The 16,432-nt window shown below is 56.2% G+C and carries 11 protein-coding genes; 7 read left to right on the forward strand and 4 right to left on the reverse strand.

Features of this window, described 5'->3' with window-relative positions; genetic code table 11:
- Positions 1–10 precede the first annotated feature (10 nt).
- Positions 11–841, forward strand: a complete 831-nt coding sequence (gene trhO, locus J0L70_RS27940; protein ID WP_287456698.1) for an oxygen-dependent tRNA uridine(34) hydroxylase TrhO — start codon at positions 11–13, stop codon at positions 839–841.
- Between the two features lie 164 nt (positions 842–1,005).
- On the opposite strand, the gene J0L70_RS27945 is transcribed toward trhO, so the two are convergent.
- Positions 1,006–5,166 (reverse strand): DEAD/DEAH box helicase, encoded by a 4,161-nt coding sequence (locus tag J0L70_RS27945; RefSeq protein ID WP_287456699.1) that lies wholly within the window; start codon positions 5,164–5,166, stop codon positions 1,006–1,008.
- Positions 5,167–5,312: 146 nt separating this feature from the next.
- Here J0L70_RS27945 and J0L70_RS27950 point away from each other — a divergent pair, with 146 nt between their 5' ends.
- On the forward strand, positions 5,313–6,479 hold the full coding sequence (locus J0L70_RS27950) for a pyridoxal phosphate-dependent aminotransferase (RefSeq protein ID WP_287456700.1): 1,167 nt from the start codon (positions 5,313–5,315) through the stop codon (positions 6,477–6,479).
- 219 nt (positions 6,480–6,698) lie between these two features.
- Positions 6,699–9,380 (forward strand): HEAT repeat domain-containing protein, encoded by a 2,682-nt coding sequence (locus tag J0L70_RS27955; protein WP_287456701.1) that lies wholly within the window; start codon positions 6,699–6,701, stop codon positions 9,378–9,380.
- Here J0L70_RS27955 and J0L70_RS27960 read toward each other — a convergent pair.
- Complete coding sequence (locus tag J0L70_RS27960; RefSeq protein ID WP_287456702.1) at positions 9,364–9,594, reverse strand: glutaredoxin family protein; 231 nt, start codon at positions 9,592–9,594, stop codon at positions 9,364–9,366. The two genes, J0L70_RS27955 and J0L70_RS27960, sit on opposite strands and share 17 nt — an antisense overlap.
- Before the next feature lie 73 nt (positions 9,595–9,667).
- Here J0L70_RS27960 and J0L70_RS27965 point away from each other — a divergent pair, with 73 nt between their 5' ends.
- A complete protein-coding gene (locus tag J0L70_RS27965; RefSeq protein ID WP_287456703.1) occupies positions 9,668–11,047 on the forward strand; it encodes an L-serine ammonia-lyase in 1,380 nt (459 codons plus the stop codon).
- A 478-nt stretch (positions 11,048–11,525) separates the two neighbouring features.
- Here J0L70_RS27965 and J0L70_RS32045 read toward each other — a convergent pair whose 3' ends face one another.
- Positions 11,526–12,041, reverse strand: coding sequence for a hypothetical protein (locus J0L70_RS32045; RefSeq protein ID WP_353736670.1), 516 nt, complete (start codon positions 12,039–12,041; stop codon positions 11,526–11,528).
- 1 nt (position 12,042) lies between these two features.
- Complete coding sequence (locus tag J0L70_RS32050) at positions 12,043–12,498, reverse strand: MarR family winged helix-turn-helix transcriptional regulator (protein WP_353736671.1); 456 nt, start codon at positions 12,496–12,498, stop codon at positions 12,043–12,045.
- A 167-nt stretch (positions 12,499–12,665) separates the two neighbouring features.
- On the opposite strand from J0L70_RS32050, the gene J0L70_RS27975 reads away from it, so the two are divergent.
- The 3 genes from J0L70_RS27975 to alaS form a co-directional block, all read left to right on the forward strand.
- The gene (locus J0L70_RS27975) at positions 12,666–13,505 is read left to right on the forward strand and encodes a DUF1444 family protein (RefSeq protein ID WP_287456706.1); all 840 of its coding nucleotides are present in this window, start codon (positions 12,666–12,668) and stop codon (positions 13,503–13,505) included.
- Between the two features lie 23 nt (positions 13,506–13,528).
- On the forward strand, positions 13,529–14,035 hold the full coding sequence (gene recX / locus J0L70_RS27980; RefSeq protein WP_287456707.1) for a recombination regulator RecX: 507 nt from the start codon (positions 13,529–13,531) through the stop codon (positions 14,033–14,035).
- 144 nt (positions 14,036–14,179) lie between these two features.
- On the forward strand, positions 14,180–16,432 hold a 2,253-nt coding region (gene alaS, locus J0L70_RS27985), incomplete at its 3' end, for an alanine--tRNA ligase (RefSeq protein ID WP_287456708.1).

The following is a 16,432-nucleotide window of genomic DNA, read 5'->3' on the forward strand; positions in this document are numbered from 1 at the left end:
TTCATCTCTCATGTTGGTTGCTGCTTTTTACAAGTTCGTTTCTCTCCCAGATTATGTGGAGTTGCGCGCTCCTTTGCTGGCACTGTGTCAAGAGCAAGAAATTCGTGGCACGATTCTGCTGGCGCAGGAAGGAATTAATGGCACGATCGCGGGATCAAGACCTGCGATCGCTCAAGTTCTCGACTATCTCCGCAGCGATTCAAGATTTGCTGACCTGAACGTGAAAGAATCTGAAACCGAATCGCGGATGTTCGATCGCTTAAAGATCAAACTCAAAAAAGAAATCGTCACTCTAGGAATTCCCGAAGTCGATCCGACTCAGAAAGTTGGAACCTATGTGAAACCGCAAGAGTGGAATGCGGTGATTTCTGATCCTGAGACGATCGTGATTGACGTGCGTAATCGATTTGAGGTCAGTGTTGGCAGTTTTGAAGGGGCGATCGATCCTGAAACTGCTTCGTTTCGACAGTTTCCAGACTATGTGCGATCGCAGCTTGACCCAACTCAGCATCAGAAAGTTGCAATGTTCTGCACGGGTGGAATTCGCTGCGAAAAAGCTTCGGCATATCTGCTGTCTCAAGGATTTCAGCAGGTCTATCACTTAGAAGGCGGGATTCTCAAGTATTTAGAAGAAGTACCTTCAGAGGAAAGCTTGTGGCGGGGCGAATGTTTTGTGTTTGATCAGCGGGTGGCAGTGACACAGGGAGTCAAAGATGGCTCGTATGAGATGTGCTATGCCTGCGGACATCCCATCTCTCCCGAGGAAAAAGCCTCTCCTCTGTATCAAGAAGGAATTTCTTGCCCCTATTGTTCAGACACTTGTTCGGAATCCTTAGAATGATTCGGAGCTATCAGAAATTGAACAGCAATCTTTCGATGCTCGTTCAATTTCCTGAAGTCAAAGTGCTTTGCGATCGCATTCTCTGAAGTAAACCCCAATGTCTTAGAGAATAAGACTGAACGCAATTGGAAGCTTGATTGGTACTGGCAAAGCTTGAACTGAGTTTAACCTTCTTGAATCAAGTGAAGCAGTTCATCGGTCGAGATTTTGCCGCTGACTTCTGTGCCTTCTAGTAAGCTATCTGCTAGCTCGCGTTTGTGTTGATGGAGATCGACAATCTTATCTTCGATCGTGTCTTTTGCCACGAGTCGATAAATCGTTACTGGACGCTGCTGACCAATTCGGTGTGCACGATCGCTAGCTTGATCTTCAACGGCTGGATTCCACCACGGATCCATATGAATCACATAGTCTGCGGCTGTCAGATTGAGTCCTGTTCCTCCTGCTTTCAGGCTAATTAAGAACACATCGCCTTCACCTGCTTGGAAGGCATTAATGCGCTTCTTGCGTTCAGGGGTTGAAGTCGAACCATCGAGATATTGATAAGCGATCGCTTTTTCTTGTAATAGCTCTTGCAAAATCTTGAGATGATCGACGAATTGACTAAAGACGAGAACTTTATGTTTGTTATCAAGCAGTTCTTCTAGTACTTCACCAAACAGTTGCAGCTTCGCACTAGGAAGTGGAGAGTCGGGAGTTACTAATCGAGTATTACAGCACGATCGACGAAGCTTCATAATCTCAGCTAAGACTTGCAAGTGCTTTTGTCCCGCGGTTGCATCGGATTCTGCAAGACGCTGCATTGCGCTTTTTCTCAGTGCTTCATAGAAAAGTCGTTCGTCAGTACTCAACTCGACATGAAGGACAATCTCAGTTCGAGAAGGCAATTCTTGTAAGACCTGAGTTTTAGTCCGGCGCAGGATGAACGGTTGAATCAGTTTTCTTAAGCGAGTTCGGGCTTGTTTATCTTCAAATCGTTCGATTGGAGTCGCAAAGCGTTCGTTAAATTGCTCAAGCGAACCGAGTAAGCCAGGATTGATAAATCGGAATAAATTCCACAATTCGCCTAAGTGATTCTCGATCGGCGTTCCGGTTGTAATTAGTTTGAAGCCGCCTCTGAGGTTCATTGCAGCTTGCGATCGCTTAGTTGCAAAGTTCTTAATCGATTGTGCTTCATCAAGCACAATGGTTTGCCATTCGATTTGAGCTAGCTTTTGGGCAACGTCATCTTGCTGAAGTAAGCCATAGCTGCAAATCAAAATGTCAAACGGTTGTAGACGATCGAGAACTTTTTGGCGATCGCCACTTCCAAATTGCACAACATTCAACGTTGGAGCAAAACGCTCAACTTCACTAATCCAGTTCAAGCACACCGAAGTTGGAGCGATGACTAACGTTGCTCCATTCGCAGCACGAGTGAGGATTAAGGCGATCGATTGCAACGTTTTACCTAATCCCATTCCATCGGCTAAACAGGCTCCTACGCCCCAGTGAGCAAGCTTTGCCATCCAGCGAAATCCTTCGATTTGATAGTCGCGAAGTTCAGCTTGTAACGTTGAAGGAAGAACCGGATCGAGAGATTCGACTTCTTTGAGTTTTTGAATGTGTTTTTGCCAATATTGATCGGCTTCTAGTTCGCCAACTTCATCGATCCAATCCTCGATCGCAACTGCAGCAAGCGGATGAAATCGGGTTTTCTTGCCTTGCTGTTCTGCGATCGCTCGAAATTCATCGAGTCGTTTGCGAAACTCTTTGGTGAGTGCGAGAAACTGACCATCTTCTAGACGAATAAATCGACTGTTCGATTGTCCTAATAGTTCTAACAGCCGTTGCATTTCCAGCACTGAGTCTTCGTCAATTCTCAGTTCACCGCTGGCTTCAAACCAATCTCGCTGGCGTTGAATCTTCATCTGAAAATTGCCGATTCCAACTTCGCGGCGAATGCGGAACTTTTCACCTTCGGGATGAGAAATAATAATGAGATCGCCCAATTCCTGAAGCTCTAGCAATAGCTCCAAACAATCCTCTGGATCTTCAATGAGCCATTCGCCATCTTCTTGCTCATGTTCCATTAAAATATCGCAGTCGAGCATGGCATCATTTGCCAATTTTCGTTCTAGCTTCAGGTCTCGTGTAGTCTGTAATCGCTGACCTTCGACTTCTGCAATGACAGTTTCTCCGCCCATTCCAGGACGATAGTATGATCCACCCGTTGCAAAGGGACGAACTAATACGGCAACTCTCAGCCCGGATCGCGCAGGCAGAAGATGAAAATTAGGAGTCGGATCAGCAGGCACTTCTTCGGCACTTACACCGCCACCGATATCTGAATGAACGGTCACCAGTCCAGAAATGGCATGAATGGCATTAAGGACTCGATCTTTTGCTTGTTCGGGAACTTCTAATTTGTTGCGTGAGCCTAGAATTTCTCCAATTCGTCGATGCTCAGCCGTCAGTTCAATAATTTTCAGCCGAGTTGGACTTTCTTTAATTAACAAAATGCTTTGATTGTCTCTGAGAGCCGGAGAAAGTTCTAAGGTTAAGCGATCGTGCTTTCCCTTTTTCACGATCAATTCTGGTTCACCTCGAACCACCTCAATTCTTGTACCCGGTGCATCGTCCCAAAATACATACGGATGACCAACTAACCCTAGAATTGCTTTTTCGTCAAATCGATAATCGACTTGTCCATAATATCCGCCTGATGAATAGGCTTTTAGCCCCGCACAAATTTTCTGATCTTGTTCGGTTAGATAAGGAAAATCTTCACTCGATCGAGCTAAGCGCTTCAAAGCAACATTGCGACCTTTTCCCCATTCGCCTTTTGCATTTAGAGATTGCTCTTTCGGTTGAATTGTCCAAGAGCTAGCATACATTGTGATAAACCAAGCGAGGCGCTGCTTTGTTTCTGAAGGTTCAGAAGCAACTGGAGCTTGATTGAGGTTAGTTAAGGCATTTAGACAAAGCTCCCAAGGTTCGAGTGACTTTACTAAATCGACTAAAGGTACAATTTCCGTCGATCGCTGAAGCTGGTCTGCAATCTTAACGAATTCGCTCTTGGGTTTGAATCGCGAGAGTAACATAGCAACTTCGAGCGCGACCCAGTAATAGCCTGAGGCTTGAGCTTGAGCATAGAAAGCGCTGAGTCCACTTGAAAGTCTGGATCTCGCAGTCGATGTGTCTGTCCAGTACACGACGAGTGCATTCACAATTGTTTCGATGCCATGCTGATGTCGATAAGGAGCTAAATCGAGAATCCAATCTTTCTGAGCAATATCTCCTTGCTGAAGCTGAATGATTTTCTCTAGCGTTTCATAGGTTGGACTCAGCCAATTCTTTGCCTGTTTTCCAATCCCTGCATAGGTTTTAGCTTCACTCAATTGGGCAGCCGATCCCGCTTTCAGCAATGCCAAAATGAAAAAGATGCCGAGTAGTCCGCTGAAGTAGGCTTTGCGTTTGCCGATAGCTTTGCGAAAGGCAGCAAGCCCGATCGTATATTGTGCGATCGCAGTCTCGAAATCCCCACTTAACGTTTTTAGCCATCCTGATAATGCGGCACTTGGCTCTGCGGGTAAGCGTTCTAAAATAGATTGTGCTTCAGCCAGTTGTCCTCTCAGTAACAGTTGCTCGACTAGAAGCAGCGGTTGCCACCTGAATTTAATCTTGTTTTCCTGACAATCTTCCTGAAGCAGCGTAAACGCCTCATTCGCGGGGACGAATTGCTGCACGGAATGATTCAAAATTCCGAGGAGGACTGTTTCATATAAAGGTGCTGGCAATGAGCGCACCCACTCTGCATCAAATGAACGATTACAGACTTGAAAGATCGCTTCATCGATCGTGATTTTTGTTCGATTGAAACTGTAGCGAGAGTAGTGCTCAAACTGTTTGCTGGCGTAGGTGAGATCGTTTCGATAAATGCCGATGCGAAATTCGCGCAAAAACTGTTGCTCAGTCTTGAAATATTTAGCGCTGCCTGAAAGTACTTGAATGGGATTGACTGCCTCAGTGGCGGCGACCAGAGTTTCAAACTTGTTGTCTGCGATCGCGTCCCGAGTTGCAATTTCAACGATCGCTGGATTGCACTGAAACCCGTTTGAAACTTGCACTAAAATTTCATCATTAATTAAGCGATCGAGTCTCGTCTTCAGCATCGCATCGCTCAAGACTTTCCCACCCTCTCTGATCCCCGCATGCTGGAGACATTTCAAACAAGCTGCACGGTATATCGGTTCATACATGACCGAGAACACCTGTACGATTTGGCGCTTGATTTTGTCTAATTTGCGATAGCGATTGAGAATCTGAGCGTGATCATCACTCATAAGCGTTTAGCTCAATGAAGTTTAATCAGGATAACAAGAAATTTAGGCTGCTCTCAAACCTGAATTCCCAAAAAAATTAGCATTTAAGATCAGGGGATCACGTTAAGATCTAAATCCTAATTTAACCTCCGCGTTCTGGAACTGATATGAAACTGGCAGGAAGAGTAAGTCAGGTGACTCCATCGCTCACCCTCGCGATCGACGCAAAAGCCAAGGCGATGAAGCGTGACGGTATTGATGTCTGTAGCTTTAGCGCAGGCGAACCCGATTTCGATACACCAGACCATATCAAGCAAGCGGCGGTTGATGCGTTAAAACAAGGTAAAACTCGATACGGCCCTGCTGCTGGAGAACCGCTCTTAAGAGAAGCGATCGCGCACAAACTGCAAACCGAAAATCAACTCTCCTATGCTCCCGAAAATATCATCGTGACGAATGGCGGTAAACATTCGCTCTACAACTTGATGATGGCAATGATTGATCCGGGCGATGAAGTGATCATTCCGGCTCCCTATTGGGTGAGTTATCCCGAAATGGTTAAGCTTGCAGGTGGTGTGCCTGTGATCGTCAAAACGACGGCTGAAACAGGCTACAAAATTACGCCGGAGCAGTTGCGCCAAGCGATTACGGATAAGACGCAACTTTTCATTCTCAACTCGCCCTCGAATCCCACGGGTATGGTTTACACGCCGGATGAGATTCGCGCGATCGCTCAAGTGATCGTTGAGAAAAATATCTACGTGGTTTCAGACGAAATCTATGAGCGCTTGCTCTATGACGGTGCAGAGCATTTGAGCATTGGGGCTGTCAGTCCAGAAGCGTTTGAGCGCACAATTATCAGTCATGGATTTGCCAAAGCTTATTCGATGACGGGCTGGCGAGTCGGCTATCTCGCGGGGAATCTGGATTTAATCAAAGCGGTGACGAAGATTCAAGGGCATAGCACCTCGAATGTCTGTACGTTTGCTCAATATGGCGCGATCGCTGCGTATGAAGGTTCACAAAATTGTGTCGAAAAGATGCGCCAAGCCTTTGCCGAGCGGCGACAAGTGATGTTTGACGGGGTAACTGCGATTCCCAAATTAACTTGTGTTAAACCGGATGGAGCGTTCTATCTGTTTATCAATATTGGTCAGCTTGGGATGACTTCGCTTGAGTTTTGTGATGGTTTGCTGACAGAACAGAAAGTTGCTGGAATTCCAGGAATTGCATTTGACGCAGACGATCATATTCGCTTCTCTTACGCGACGGATATGAATACGATCGAGCGAGGACTCGATCGCTTAGCTGCTTTTGTCAAATCTAGGATCTAATCAGTTCGGCAGAGCGTCGCATTGCGTTTGCCTGGCTGAATGGAATTTGCGGCTACTATCGCCGTTCTAAGTTTAGTGGGGAGTAGGGAGTGGTTCTGTTTGTACCTCCCTACTCCTCACTCTTCTTGCTTCGTACTTCTGTTTGCAGGTTCGATCGAGCAACAGAAAAAAAGCGCGATGTAGAATAAAAGACATGGCGTTTTGCGATCGCGCTTCCGTATGACTTTTGATTTCCAGTCTTATCTCGCATCAATTCGCACGACTTACGCCAAGTGGTGGGAGTACTATACCTTAACGGATGCGACTGGGAAACAACGACAGTCGCGAGAAGACTCGCCGTTTTTCGACTTTGGTTTGATGGTGCAGACGGTGAAACGGGAGGAGCGCGATCGACAGACAGAAGAGAAAGTCGAGCGATTTTCCGTGCTGGATGGGCTTCGGAAGTATGCGGATCAGCAGGTTTTATTAATTGGGCGACCAGGATCGGGGAAGTCTACGGCTTTGGCGCGACTGATGCTGGAAGAAGCGACGAATCAGCAAGCAAGGATTCCTGTATTAGTAGAATTGCGTTACTGGCAAGGGTCGATCGAGCAGTTGATCCGTGATTCATTGATTCGACATGATATGCCTGCTGAACAGGTTGAGGCAGCATTGAAGAATGCGCTGATTCTGTTTGATGGGGTTAACGAGTTGCCCTCTGAGGAAGCTCGATCGCAGCTTTCCGCTTTTCGACGCAACCATCCGAAACTCCCGATGATCTTCACCACGCGAGATTTGAGCATCGGGGGAGATCTGGGAATTGAGAAGAAGCTAGAAATGCAGCCGCTTTCTGAAGATCAGATGCGGGAGTTTGTTCGAGCTTACGTGCCAGAGCAAGCTGAACAGATGTTGCAGCAGTTAAAAGACCGATTGCGGGAGTTGGGACAAACGCCGTTGTTGCTCTGGATGCTGTGTAGCTTGTTTCGGCAAACCGGGAAGATTCCTGAGAATTTGGGGTTGGTGTTTCGGGAGTTTACGCAGGGATATCAGCGATATCTGAAAGATGATGTGCGGATCGAGAGCGATAAGGTTTGGTGGAAGCCCGTCCTTCAGCAGTTAGCTTGGGTGATGATGCAGGGGGAGAAGCCGACGGAGTTTCGAGTGGCGATAAGGTTTGAGGAAGCTGTGGGAGCGATCGCTCAATTTCTAGATCAGAAAGTGCCGTATGCAGAAGATTTTGCGCGGAAGTGTTTGCGGGATTTGCAGAAGCATCATTTGATCCAGGTGGGTACGAACCAAGAGGAATTAGAGTTTCGGCATCAACTGATTCAGGAATATTATGCGGCAGAAGCATTATTAGCGCGGTTAGAAGAATTTGATCTAGAAGATGGTGAGCAATTCAAGCAAGGGTTTTTGAATTTTCTGAAGTGGACGGAACCTATAGCATTGATGCTAGGACTCTCAAACGAATGCCTAGCGTTACAGATAGTTAAATCAGCATTAGAGATTGATCAAAAGATGGGCGCAAGACTATCGGGAGAGGTAGAACCTGAGCTTCATCAAAGAACTATTGAATTCGTAGATACTCTAAAAAGACCAAGCTGGCTAAAGATTAAACTTTTAGAAGAGACAGGATCAGACTATGCAGCTTCTAAAATTATTAAGTTTTTAAAGCATTTTGATGTTGATTTGCGTAAGAGTGCGGTGCATGCCTTAGGCAAACTCAGCTTTAATACATCTGTCCCTGAACTACTCAAACTTATAGAAGATCCTGAGTTATGTTGGAATGCAGTAGAAGCATTAAACAGCTTTTGCTCTGACAGTATTATTCCTGAGCTACTTCAGATTATAGAAAACTCTAATCGTGATACTCGTAGACGTGCAGTGGCAGTACTCAGCAAAATCAAATCTGCTCTCTCTATGCCTACCTTGCTTAGTCTAGTAGGGGATCATGACTCTTTTATCCGCATGTACGTAGCTCAAGCGCTAGGAAACATTGGTTCAACAGCATCTATTCCAATTTTGGTTGATCTTCTTGAAGATTCAGACTTTTTAGTATGTGAGCGCGCAGTGCTGGCATTAATTGAGATTGCTCCTGAAGAAGCTGTTACTGTCTTCGTGAAGCTTGCTCAGCACCCACATCCTCATATACGCCAAGCTATGACTTATGCACTAGGAAAAGTTGCTTCGGATGAAACGATCTCCGTTATCGTCACACTCCTTGACGATCCAGATTATGGAGTATTTGCTACAGCGGTAGAAATAATAGGTAAGATTGGCTTAGAAGAAACCGTACCAGTTCTACTTAAGTTTCTCAAAAATTCAGAAGCAGGCGTACGTGCTCATGCGGCAGAAACACTGGGTATGATTGGCGCAAAAGCCGCTGTCCCAAATTTAATTAAACTCCTTGAAGATTCAGATTCTCTTGTATGCATATGTGCAGCGGATGCCCTGACTAAGCTCGGTTTAGAGGAGATACCTCCAGTTGTATTCAAACTCCTTCAGCATTCAGAACCTGATGTGAGGGCGAGTGCAGCTTGCTTATTAGGCAATAGTGGTTCACAAGAAGCAATCCCAGTGTTGCTTAAGCTTGTTAAGGAAGATTTTGATGCATTTTATGATATTGCACCTGCATTAGCTAAACTGGATGAAGAAATGGCAATTCCAATTCTGCTTAAACTGATGACGGAAAACGCAGATTTGAGAGTGTGCAGAACAGCAGCAGAAGTACTTGGTGAGATTGGTTCGACAGAAGCAATTCCAATTTTAATCAAGCTTCTTGAAGATCTAGATACTAATTTACGTGTAAGCGTTGAACAGTCATTACCTGCTGTTCGGCCGCTACCTGCTGCTGCGCAAGGGCAAGAAGAGCTACGCGGCGCTCAGCCTGCCGGGCTGAAACGGTTCAGGCGCCGCCGCTGAAGGCGCGCACCTGTACGGCATCGAAGGGCCAGTCCAGCGACTGGCCGTCGGCGCGCTCCAGCACCGGGATGCGCAGCCCGTAGTCGGCGCCGAGCTGCGCATCCTCATCGATGTCCACCAGGTTCAGCCCCTGCGCCAGCCCGGCCGCCTGCAGCAGTTCCAGCGCCTGTTCGCACAAATGGCAGCCGTCGCGGTGATAAAAACGTAGCGCCATGCGCGCGTGTCCCGAATGCTTGAGGCAGCAAGCATAATCGCGGCCCCGATCTCCGCGCCCCGGATCCTCCGCCATGGCTGTCAGCGTATTCGACCTGTTCAAGATCGGCATCGGCCCGTCGTCGTCGCACACGGTGGGCCCGATGCGCGCCGCCTGCCGCTTCGCCCACCGGCTGGAGGAACGCGGCGTGCTGGCGCGCACCGTCCGCCTGCGCGGCGAGCTGTTCGGCTCCCTCGCCCACACCGGGCGCGGGCACGGCACCGACAAGGCCGTGTTCATGGGCTTCGAAGGCGCCGAGCCCGACCGCTGCGATCCGGACCAGATCCCGGCCACCCTGGAGCGCATCCGCCAGAGCAAGCGCCTGCGCGTCTCCGGCAAGCACGAGATCGTTTTCGACGAGAAGACCGACCTGGTGTTCAACAAACGCCAGAAGCTGCCCTACCACTCCAACGGCATGCGCTTCACTGCCTTCGACGAGCGCGATGAAGTGCTGTTCACGCGCGACTACTACTCGGTCGGCGGCGGCTTCGTGGTCAATCACGACGAGGCGGCGGCCGATCGCATCGTGCCGGATGCGACGCCGTTGCCGCACCCGTTCACGACCGGCGACGAACTGCTCAAGGAGTGCGCCGAGGCCGGCCTCAGCATTGCCGGCGTGATGCGCGCCAACGAGCGCGCCTGGCGCAGCGAGGCCGAGATCCGCGCCGGCCTGATGCATATCTGGCAGGCGATGCAGGACTGCGTCACCCGTGGCCTGCGCGAGGACGGCGTGCTGCCCGGCGGGCTCAAGGTGGCGCGGCGCGCGCCGGCGATGTACCGCGAGCTGCTGGCCAAGCCGGAAGCGGCCCTGCGCGATCCGCTGACCATCCTTGACTGGGTCAACCTGTATGCTCTGGCGGTCAACGAAGAGAACGCCGCCGGCGGCCGCGTGGTCACCGCGCCGACCAATGGCGCGGCCGGCATCGTGCCGGCGGTGCTGCACTATTACGCACGCTTCTGCCCCGGCGCGAATGACGACGGCGTGCTCGACTTCCTGCTGACCGCCGGCGCCATAGGCATCCTGTACAAGGAGAACGCCTCGATCTCCGGCGCCGAGGTCGGCTGCCAGGGCGAGGTCGGCGTGGCCTGCTCGATGGCCGCCGGCGGGCTCGCCGCGGCGCTCGGCGGCAACATCTACCAGGTCGAGAATGCCGCCGAGATCGGCATGGAACACAACCTGGGCCTGACCTGCGATCCGATCGGCGGTCTGGTCCAGATCCCGTGCATCGAGCGCAACGCGATGGGCGCGGTCAAGGCGATCAATGCCAGCCACATGGCCCTGCGCAGCGACGGCAAGCACCATGTGTCGCTCGACAAGGTGATCAAGACCATGCGCGACACCGGCCGCGACATGCAGGACAAGTACAAGGAAACCAGCCGCGGCGGCCTCGCGGTCAATGTGATCGAGTGCTGATGCGCACCCTGCTGCGATGGATGGGCCAGGCCTGGGCCATCCTCGGCCTGACGCTGGCGTTGCTGCTGCTGGTCGATCATCTGTTGCGCGCCTTCCTGCCAGACCCTCTGGCGGCGACGCCTTTCGAAGCCGGTGCAGTCGCACCCGCGCGCGAGCGCGCGGCAGCGGTCGCCGGCGATGACTGGATCGGACGCTACTGGGCTGAGCACGCGCAGGCGCGCGACACGGCGTGGCGCAGCTATGTCTACTGGCGCCGCCAGCCGCACCAGGGCGAGATCATCAACGTCGACGCGCACGGCTTCCGCGTCACGCCGCGCCCGGCTGAGCCGCCAGAACGCGAGATCTGGCTGTTCGGCGGCTCGGTGGCCTGGGGCACCGGCAACCGCGACACTGGCACCCTCGCCGCGCAGTTGCAGCAGGTCTACGCCGAGCGCGCGCCGGAACTTCGGGTGCGCGTGCTGAACTTCGGCGAGTCCGGCTATGTCTCGCGCCAGAGCCTCGCCGCGTTCCAGTCGGCGCTGGCCTGCAGCCAGCCGGCGGCGGACCTCGCGGTTTTCCTCGATGGCGCCAACGATGTCTTCGCCACGCTGCAATCGCGCCAGGCCGGATGGCCGCAGAACGAGGACAACCGGCGCCGCGAGTTCAACAGTTCCCGCCGCTTCGGGGCGCAACTGCGCGCCTGGGCGATGCAACTGGAAGGGATCGGCCGGCTGCTCGCCAGCGCACCCGAAGCGCTCGACGGTGCGGCCATCTTGCGCCTCGCGGCGGACACCGCAGCAGCCTGGGCGGCGAATGTGCGCCAGGCGCAGGCGATCGGCGCCGCCTTTGATGTTCCGGTGATGCCGCTTTGGCAGCCAACCGCCTTCGACCGCAGCCCGCCGCGCGGCGACGAGGCCGGCGTCAGGTCGTGCGTACTGGCGCAGCCGGCGAGCAGCGCCAGGGCGAGCGCGCCGGACAGCGGCCGGACGAGGCGGGAGAGGGCGAGAGGGCGCATGTCAGTCTTCACGGGTGAGGTTGTCGCGGACCTGCAGCAGCAGGCGGACGAGGGCGTCCTGTTCGGCGTCGGACAGGCCTTCGAAGGCGCGGGTCCGGACCCGGACGCCGCACTGGTCGATGTCCGCCCACATCGCCCGCCCCGCGTCGGTGAGGCGGACCAGCAGCGCGCGGCGGTCGGCCGGATCGGCGATGCGGACGGTGAGGCCGCGTTCTTCCAGCCGATCGAGGAGCCGGGTCATGGCGCCCGGGTTCAACTCGGCCTTGCGCGCCAGTTCCGACGCGCTGGCTTCGCCGTGGGCGAGCCGCTTGAGCGTGATGAACTGGCTGAAGGTGAGGTCGTGGCCGGCCGCGGCCAGCTCGCGTTCCATCCTGGCCCACATTGCATCGCGGACCTGCCGGAACAGGAGCCCGAGCTGGGTGCCGGGTTCGGACGGGGGTAGGCAGGACTCGTTCATGGGGCGCCATTTTGTCGCCCAAACAATATTTGTCAAGGCAAATATTGATCATGCAAATGGAACGATTCGTCCGGCGAAGCGCAGTCCCCGGCACCCGGCCCGGGCTGCCCGGGAAGGCGGCCGCGCGTGCCGTATCCTGCACCGGCCTTTTTCCCGGATCCGACACCATGGACCTGTTCTCCGCCATTCGCGCGCTGTTCGGTGGCGCTGCCGGGCGGGCGCCCGCGCTCGCCCCTGATGCCTTCACCGAAGAGATGGCCCGCCGGGTCCGTGTCGCCGCCCCCGACGTCGAGGTGCTCGTCCCCGGCGAACTCCAGCTGGAGCTCGCTTCCAGCACCGACAGCAGCGGCAGGGTCTATCTCGACAATGCCTACCGGATGTACTGCGGGCTCGCGCCCGCCGAGCGCGAGGAGATGATGGAGCGCTTCGTGCGCTCGTTCGCCGATGCCACCCGCGGCTTCGAGCCGACCCGCGACGCAATCATCCCGATCGTCAAGGACCGCGCCTGGCTGGGCGAGGTCGAGGCCTCGGTCCGCGCCCAGGGCGGCGAATCGCAGGAAAAGGTCTTCGAGCCGCTCAACGACGAGCTCGCCGTGGTCTATGCCATCGACACGCCGAACAACATCGCCTACCTCTCGCCCGGCATGCTCGACGAGTTGGGCGTCGATCGCGGCGAACTGCGTGCCCTCGCGGTCCGCAACCTGCGCGGCCTGTTGCCGGGGATCGAGGTGCAGCGCGGCGAGAAGCTCGGCATGGTCGTCGCCGACGGCAATTACGAGGCGTCGCTGCTGCTGTTCGACGACCTGTGGGCGCGCGAAGGCGAGCGCCTGCGCGGCGCGCCGGTCGTGGCTGTGCCCGCGCGCGACCTGCTGCTGTTCGCCGATGGCGCCGATGCCGAGGCCGTCGCGCAGTTGCAGGACCTCGCCACCCGGATGCGCGCCGAAGCCACCTATGCCCTGACCGACCGGCTGTTCGTCCGCGAGAACGAGGGTTGGCTGCCGCGCTGAGCCGCCCGCCGTACACTTCCGGGATGAGCCACGAGATCGAACCGCCCGCCGACGAGGCCCCCGCGCCGCGCAAGCGGCGCCGCCCCGAACTCACCCCGCAGCAGCGCGCGCTGGGGCTGCTGGTCCGGCGCGAGCATTCCCGCAAGGAGCTGGCCCGCAAGCTGACTGCCCGCGGGATCGAGGACGAAGACGCGCAGGCGGCGGTCGCACGGATGACCGCCGAGGGCTGGCAGAGCGACGAGCGCTTCGCCGAGCAGCTCGTCCGCAGCCGCGCGAACAACGGCTACGGCCCGGTGCGCATCCGCGCCGAGCTGGGCACCCACGGCCTCGATCGCGACGCCGTCGCCGCCGCGATGGACGGCTACGACGGCGACTGGGCCGCGAACGCCCGCGATCTCGTGCGTCGCCGCTTTCCCCGCGGCACCGACGACCTCGCGCAGCGGCGCAAGGCCGCCGATTTCCTGGCCCGCCGCGGGTTCGGCGGCGACCAGATCCGCGCCGCGGTCCGCTTCGACGCGGACGAGGATTGAGCCGGTCGATCGCGACCGCTCGCGTGCCGGCGCCCGAACCCGGTGGCGCCTGCTAATCTATTGAATCTTGGGTGGTTCGCTCGATTCCGCGCCGGCATCCTGCCGGTTCCGCGGAGGCGCGCCGCACCCGTCATCCGAATCGCCATGAAGACCACAGCCGACATCCGCCGCGACTTCCTCGAATTCTTCCGCTCGAAGGGCCACGCCATCGTGCCGTCGAGCCCGCTCGTCCCGGGCAACGATCCGACCCTGCTGTTCACCAACGCCGGCATGGTCCAGTTCAAGGACGTATTCCTGGGCGCCGAGAAGCGCAGCTACACCCGCGCCGCGTCCAGCCAGCGCTGCGTGCGCGCCGGCGGCAAGCACAACGACCTCGACCAGGTCGGCTACACCGCGCGCCACCACACCTTCTTCGAGATGCTGGGCAACTTCAGCTTCGGCGACTATTTCAAGCAGGACGCCATCGCCTACGCGTGGGAACTGCTGACCGGCGTGTGGCAGTTGCCGAAGGACAAGCTGCTGGTCACGGTCTACCACACCGACGACGAAGCCTTCGACATCTGGCACAAGCAGATCGGCCTGCCGGCGGACCGCATCGTCCGCATCGGCGACAACAAGGGCGCGCCGTACGCCTCCGACAACTTCTGGCAGATGGCCGACACCGGCCCCTGCGGCCCCTGCACCGAGATCTTCTACGACCACGGCGCGCGCATCGCCGGTGGTCCGCCGGGTTCGCCCGACGAGGACGGCGACCGCTTCATCGAGATCTGGAACAACGTCTTCATGCAGTTCGACCGTCAGCCCGACGGCACGCTGCTGCCGCTGCCGGCGCCATGCGTCGACACCGGCATGGGCCTGGAGCGCATCGCGGCGGTGCTGCAGCACGTGCACAGCAACTACGAGATCGACCTGTTCCAGCACCTCATCAAGGCCGCGGCCGCGATCACGAACACGACCGACCTCGAACACAAGTCGCTGCGCGTCATCGCCGACCACACGCGCGCGTGCAGTTTCCTGATCGTCGACGGTGTGCTGCCGTCGAACGAAGGCCGCGGCTACGTGTTGCGCCGGATCATCCGCCGCGCCGTGCGGCATCTGTGGAAGCTCGGTGCGCTCAGTGCCGAAGGCAATTTCTGGCGGATGGTGCAGCCGCTGATCGACGTGATGGGCGAGGCCTACCCGGAACTGGTCGAGAAGCGTGCGCTGGTCGAGCGTGCGCTGAAGGCCGAGGAAGCCGCGTTCTCGCAGACGCTCGACGCGGGCATGATGCGGCTGGAAGGTTATCTGCACCAGAACAAGCCGGGCGCGACCGATCCCGCGCTCACCGGCGAGCAACTGTTCCAGTTGCACGACACCTATGGCTGCCCGCCGGACCTCATCGCCGACATCCTGCGCGAAAAGGGGCTGGGCGAACTGTCGGCGGAGGTCTCCGCCGAGTACGACCGCCTGATGACCGAACAGCGCGAACGCGCGCGCAGGGCCGGCAAGTTCGGCGGCGGCGTGGCGCTGCCGGGCGAACTCATCGCCCAGTTGTCGCCCACCGCGTTCCTCGGCTATGACGCCCTCGACGCCGACGGCCTCGAAGTGGTCGCGCTGCTGAAGGACGGCAAGCCGGTCGACGCGATCACGGCGGGCGATGATGCGACCGTCATCCTCGATCGCACGCCGTTCTACGCAGAATCCGGCGGCCAGGTCGGCGACACCGGCACGCTGGCGGGCGAGGGTGCGGAGTTCGCCGTCACCGACACCCAGAAGCTGGCCGGCCAGTTCTTCGGCCACGTCGGCACGCTGTCGGCCGGCAGCCTCAAGCGCGGCGACCGCATCGGTGGCCGCGTCGACGGCGCCCGCCGTGGCGCGATCATCCTGAACCACAGCGCCACCCACCTGCTGCACGCGGCGCTGCGCAGCGTGCTCGGCACCCACGTGACCCAGAAGGGCTCGCTGGTGGCGCCGGACCGCCTGCGCTTCGATTTCGCGCATTTCCAGCCGGTGACCCCGGCGGAGCTGGCCGAAATCGAACGCCTCGTGAACGTCGAGATCCGCGCCAACAGCGAGGCCGAGATCCGCCACATGGGCATGCAGGAAGCGCTGGATTTCGGTGCGATGGCGCTGTTCGGCGAGAAGTACGGCGAACAGGTGCGCGTGCTGCGCATGGGCGACACCTCCACCGAACTGTGCGGCGGCACCCACGTGCGCCGCACCGGCGACATCGGCGTGTTCAAGATCGTGTCCGAGGGCGGCATCCAGGCCGGCGTGCGTCGGATCGAGGCCGTGACCGGGCAGGGCGCGCTGGATTACATCGCCGGCGAGGAGCATCGCCTGGCCGAGGCCGCAGGCCTGCTCGGCGGCAATCCGGCCGACGTCGGCGACAAGCTGCGCGCGCTGCTGGATCGCCAG

The sequence above is a fragment of the Leptolyngbya sp. UWPOB_LEPTO1 genome, assembly GCF_017302695.1.
GTDB classification, from domain to species: Bacteria; Cyanobacteriota; Cyanobacteriia; order Leptolyngbyales; family Leptolyngbyaceae; genus Leptolyngbya; species Leptolyngbya boryana.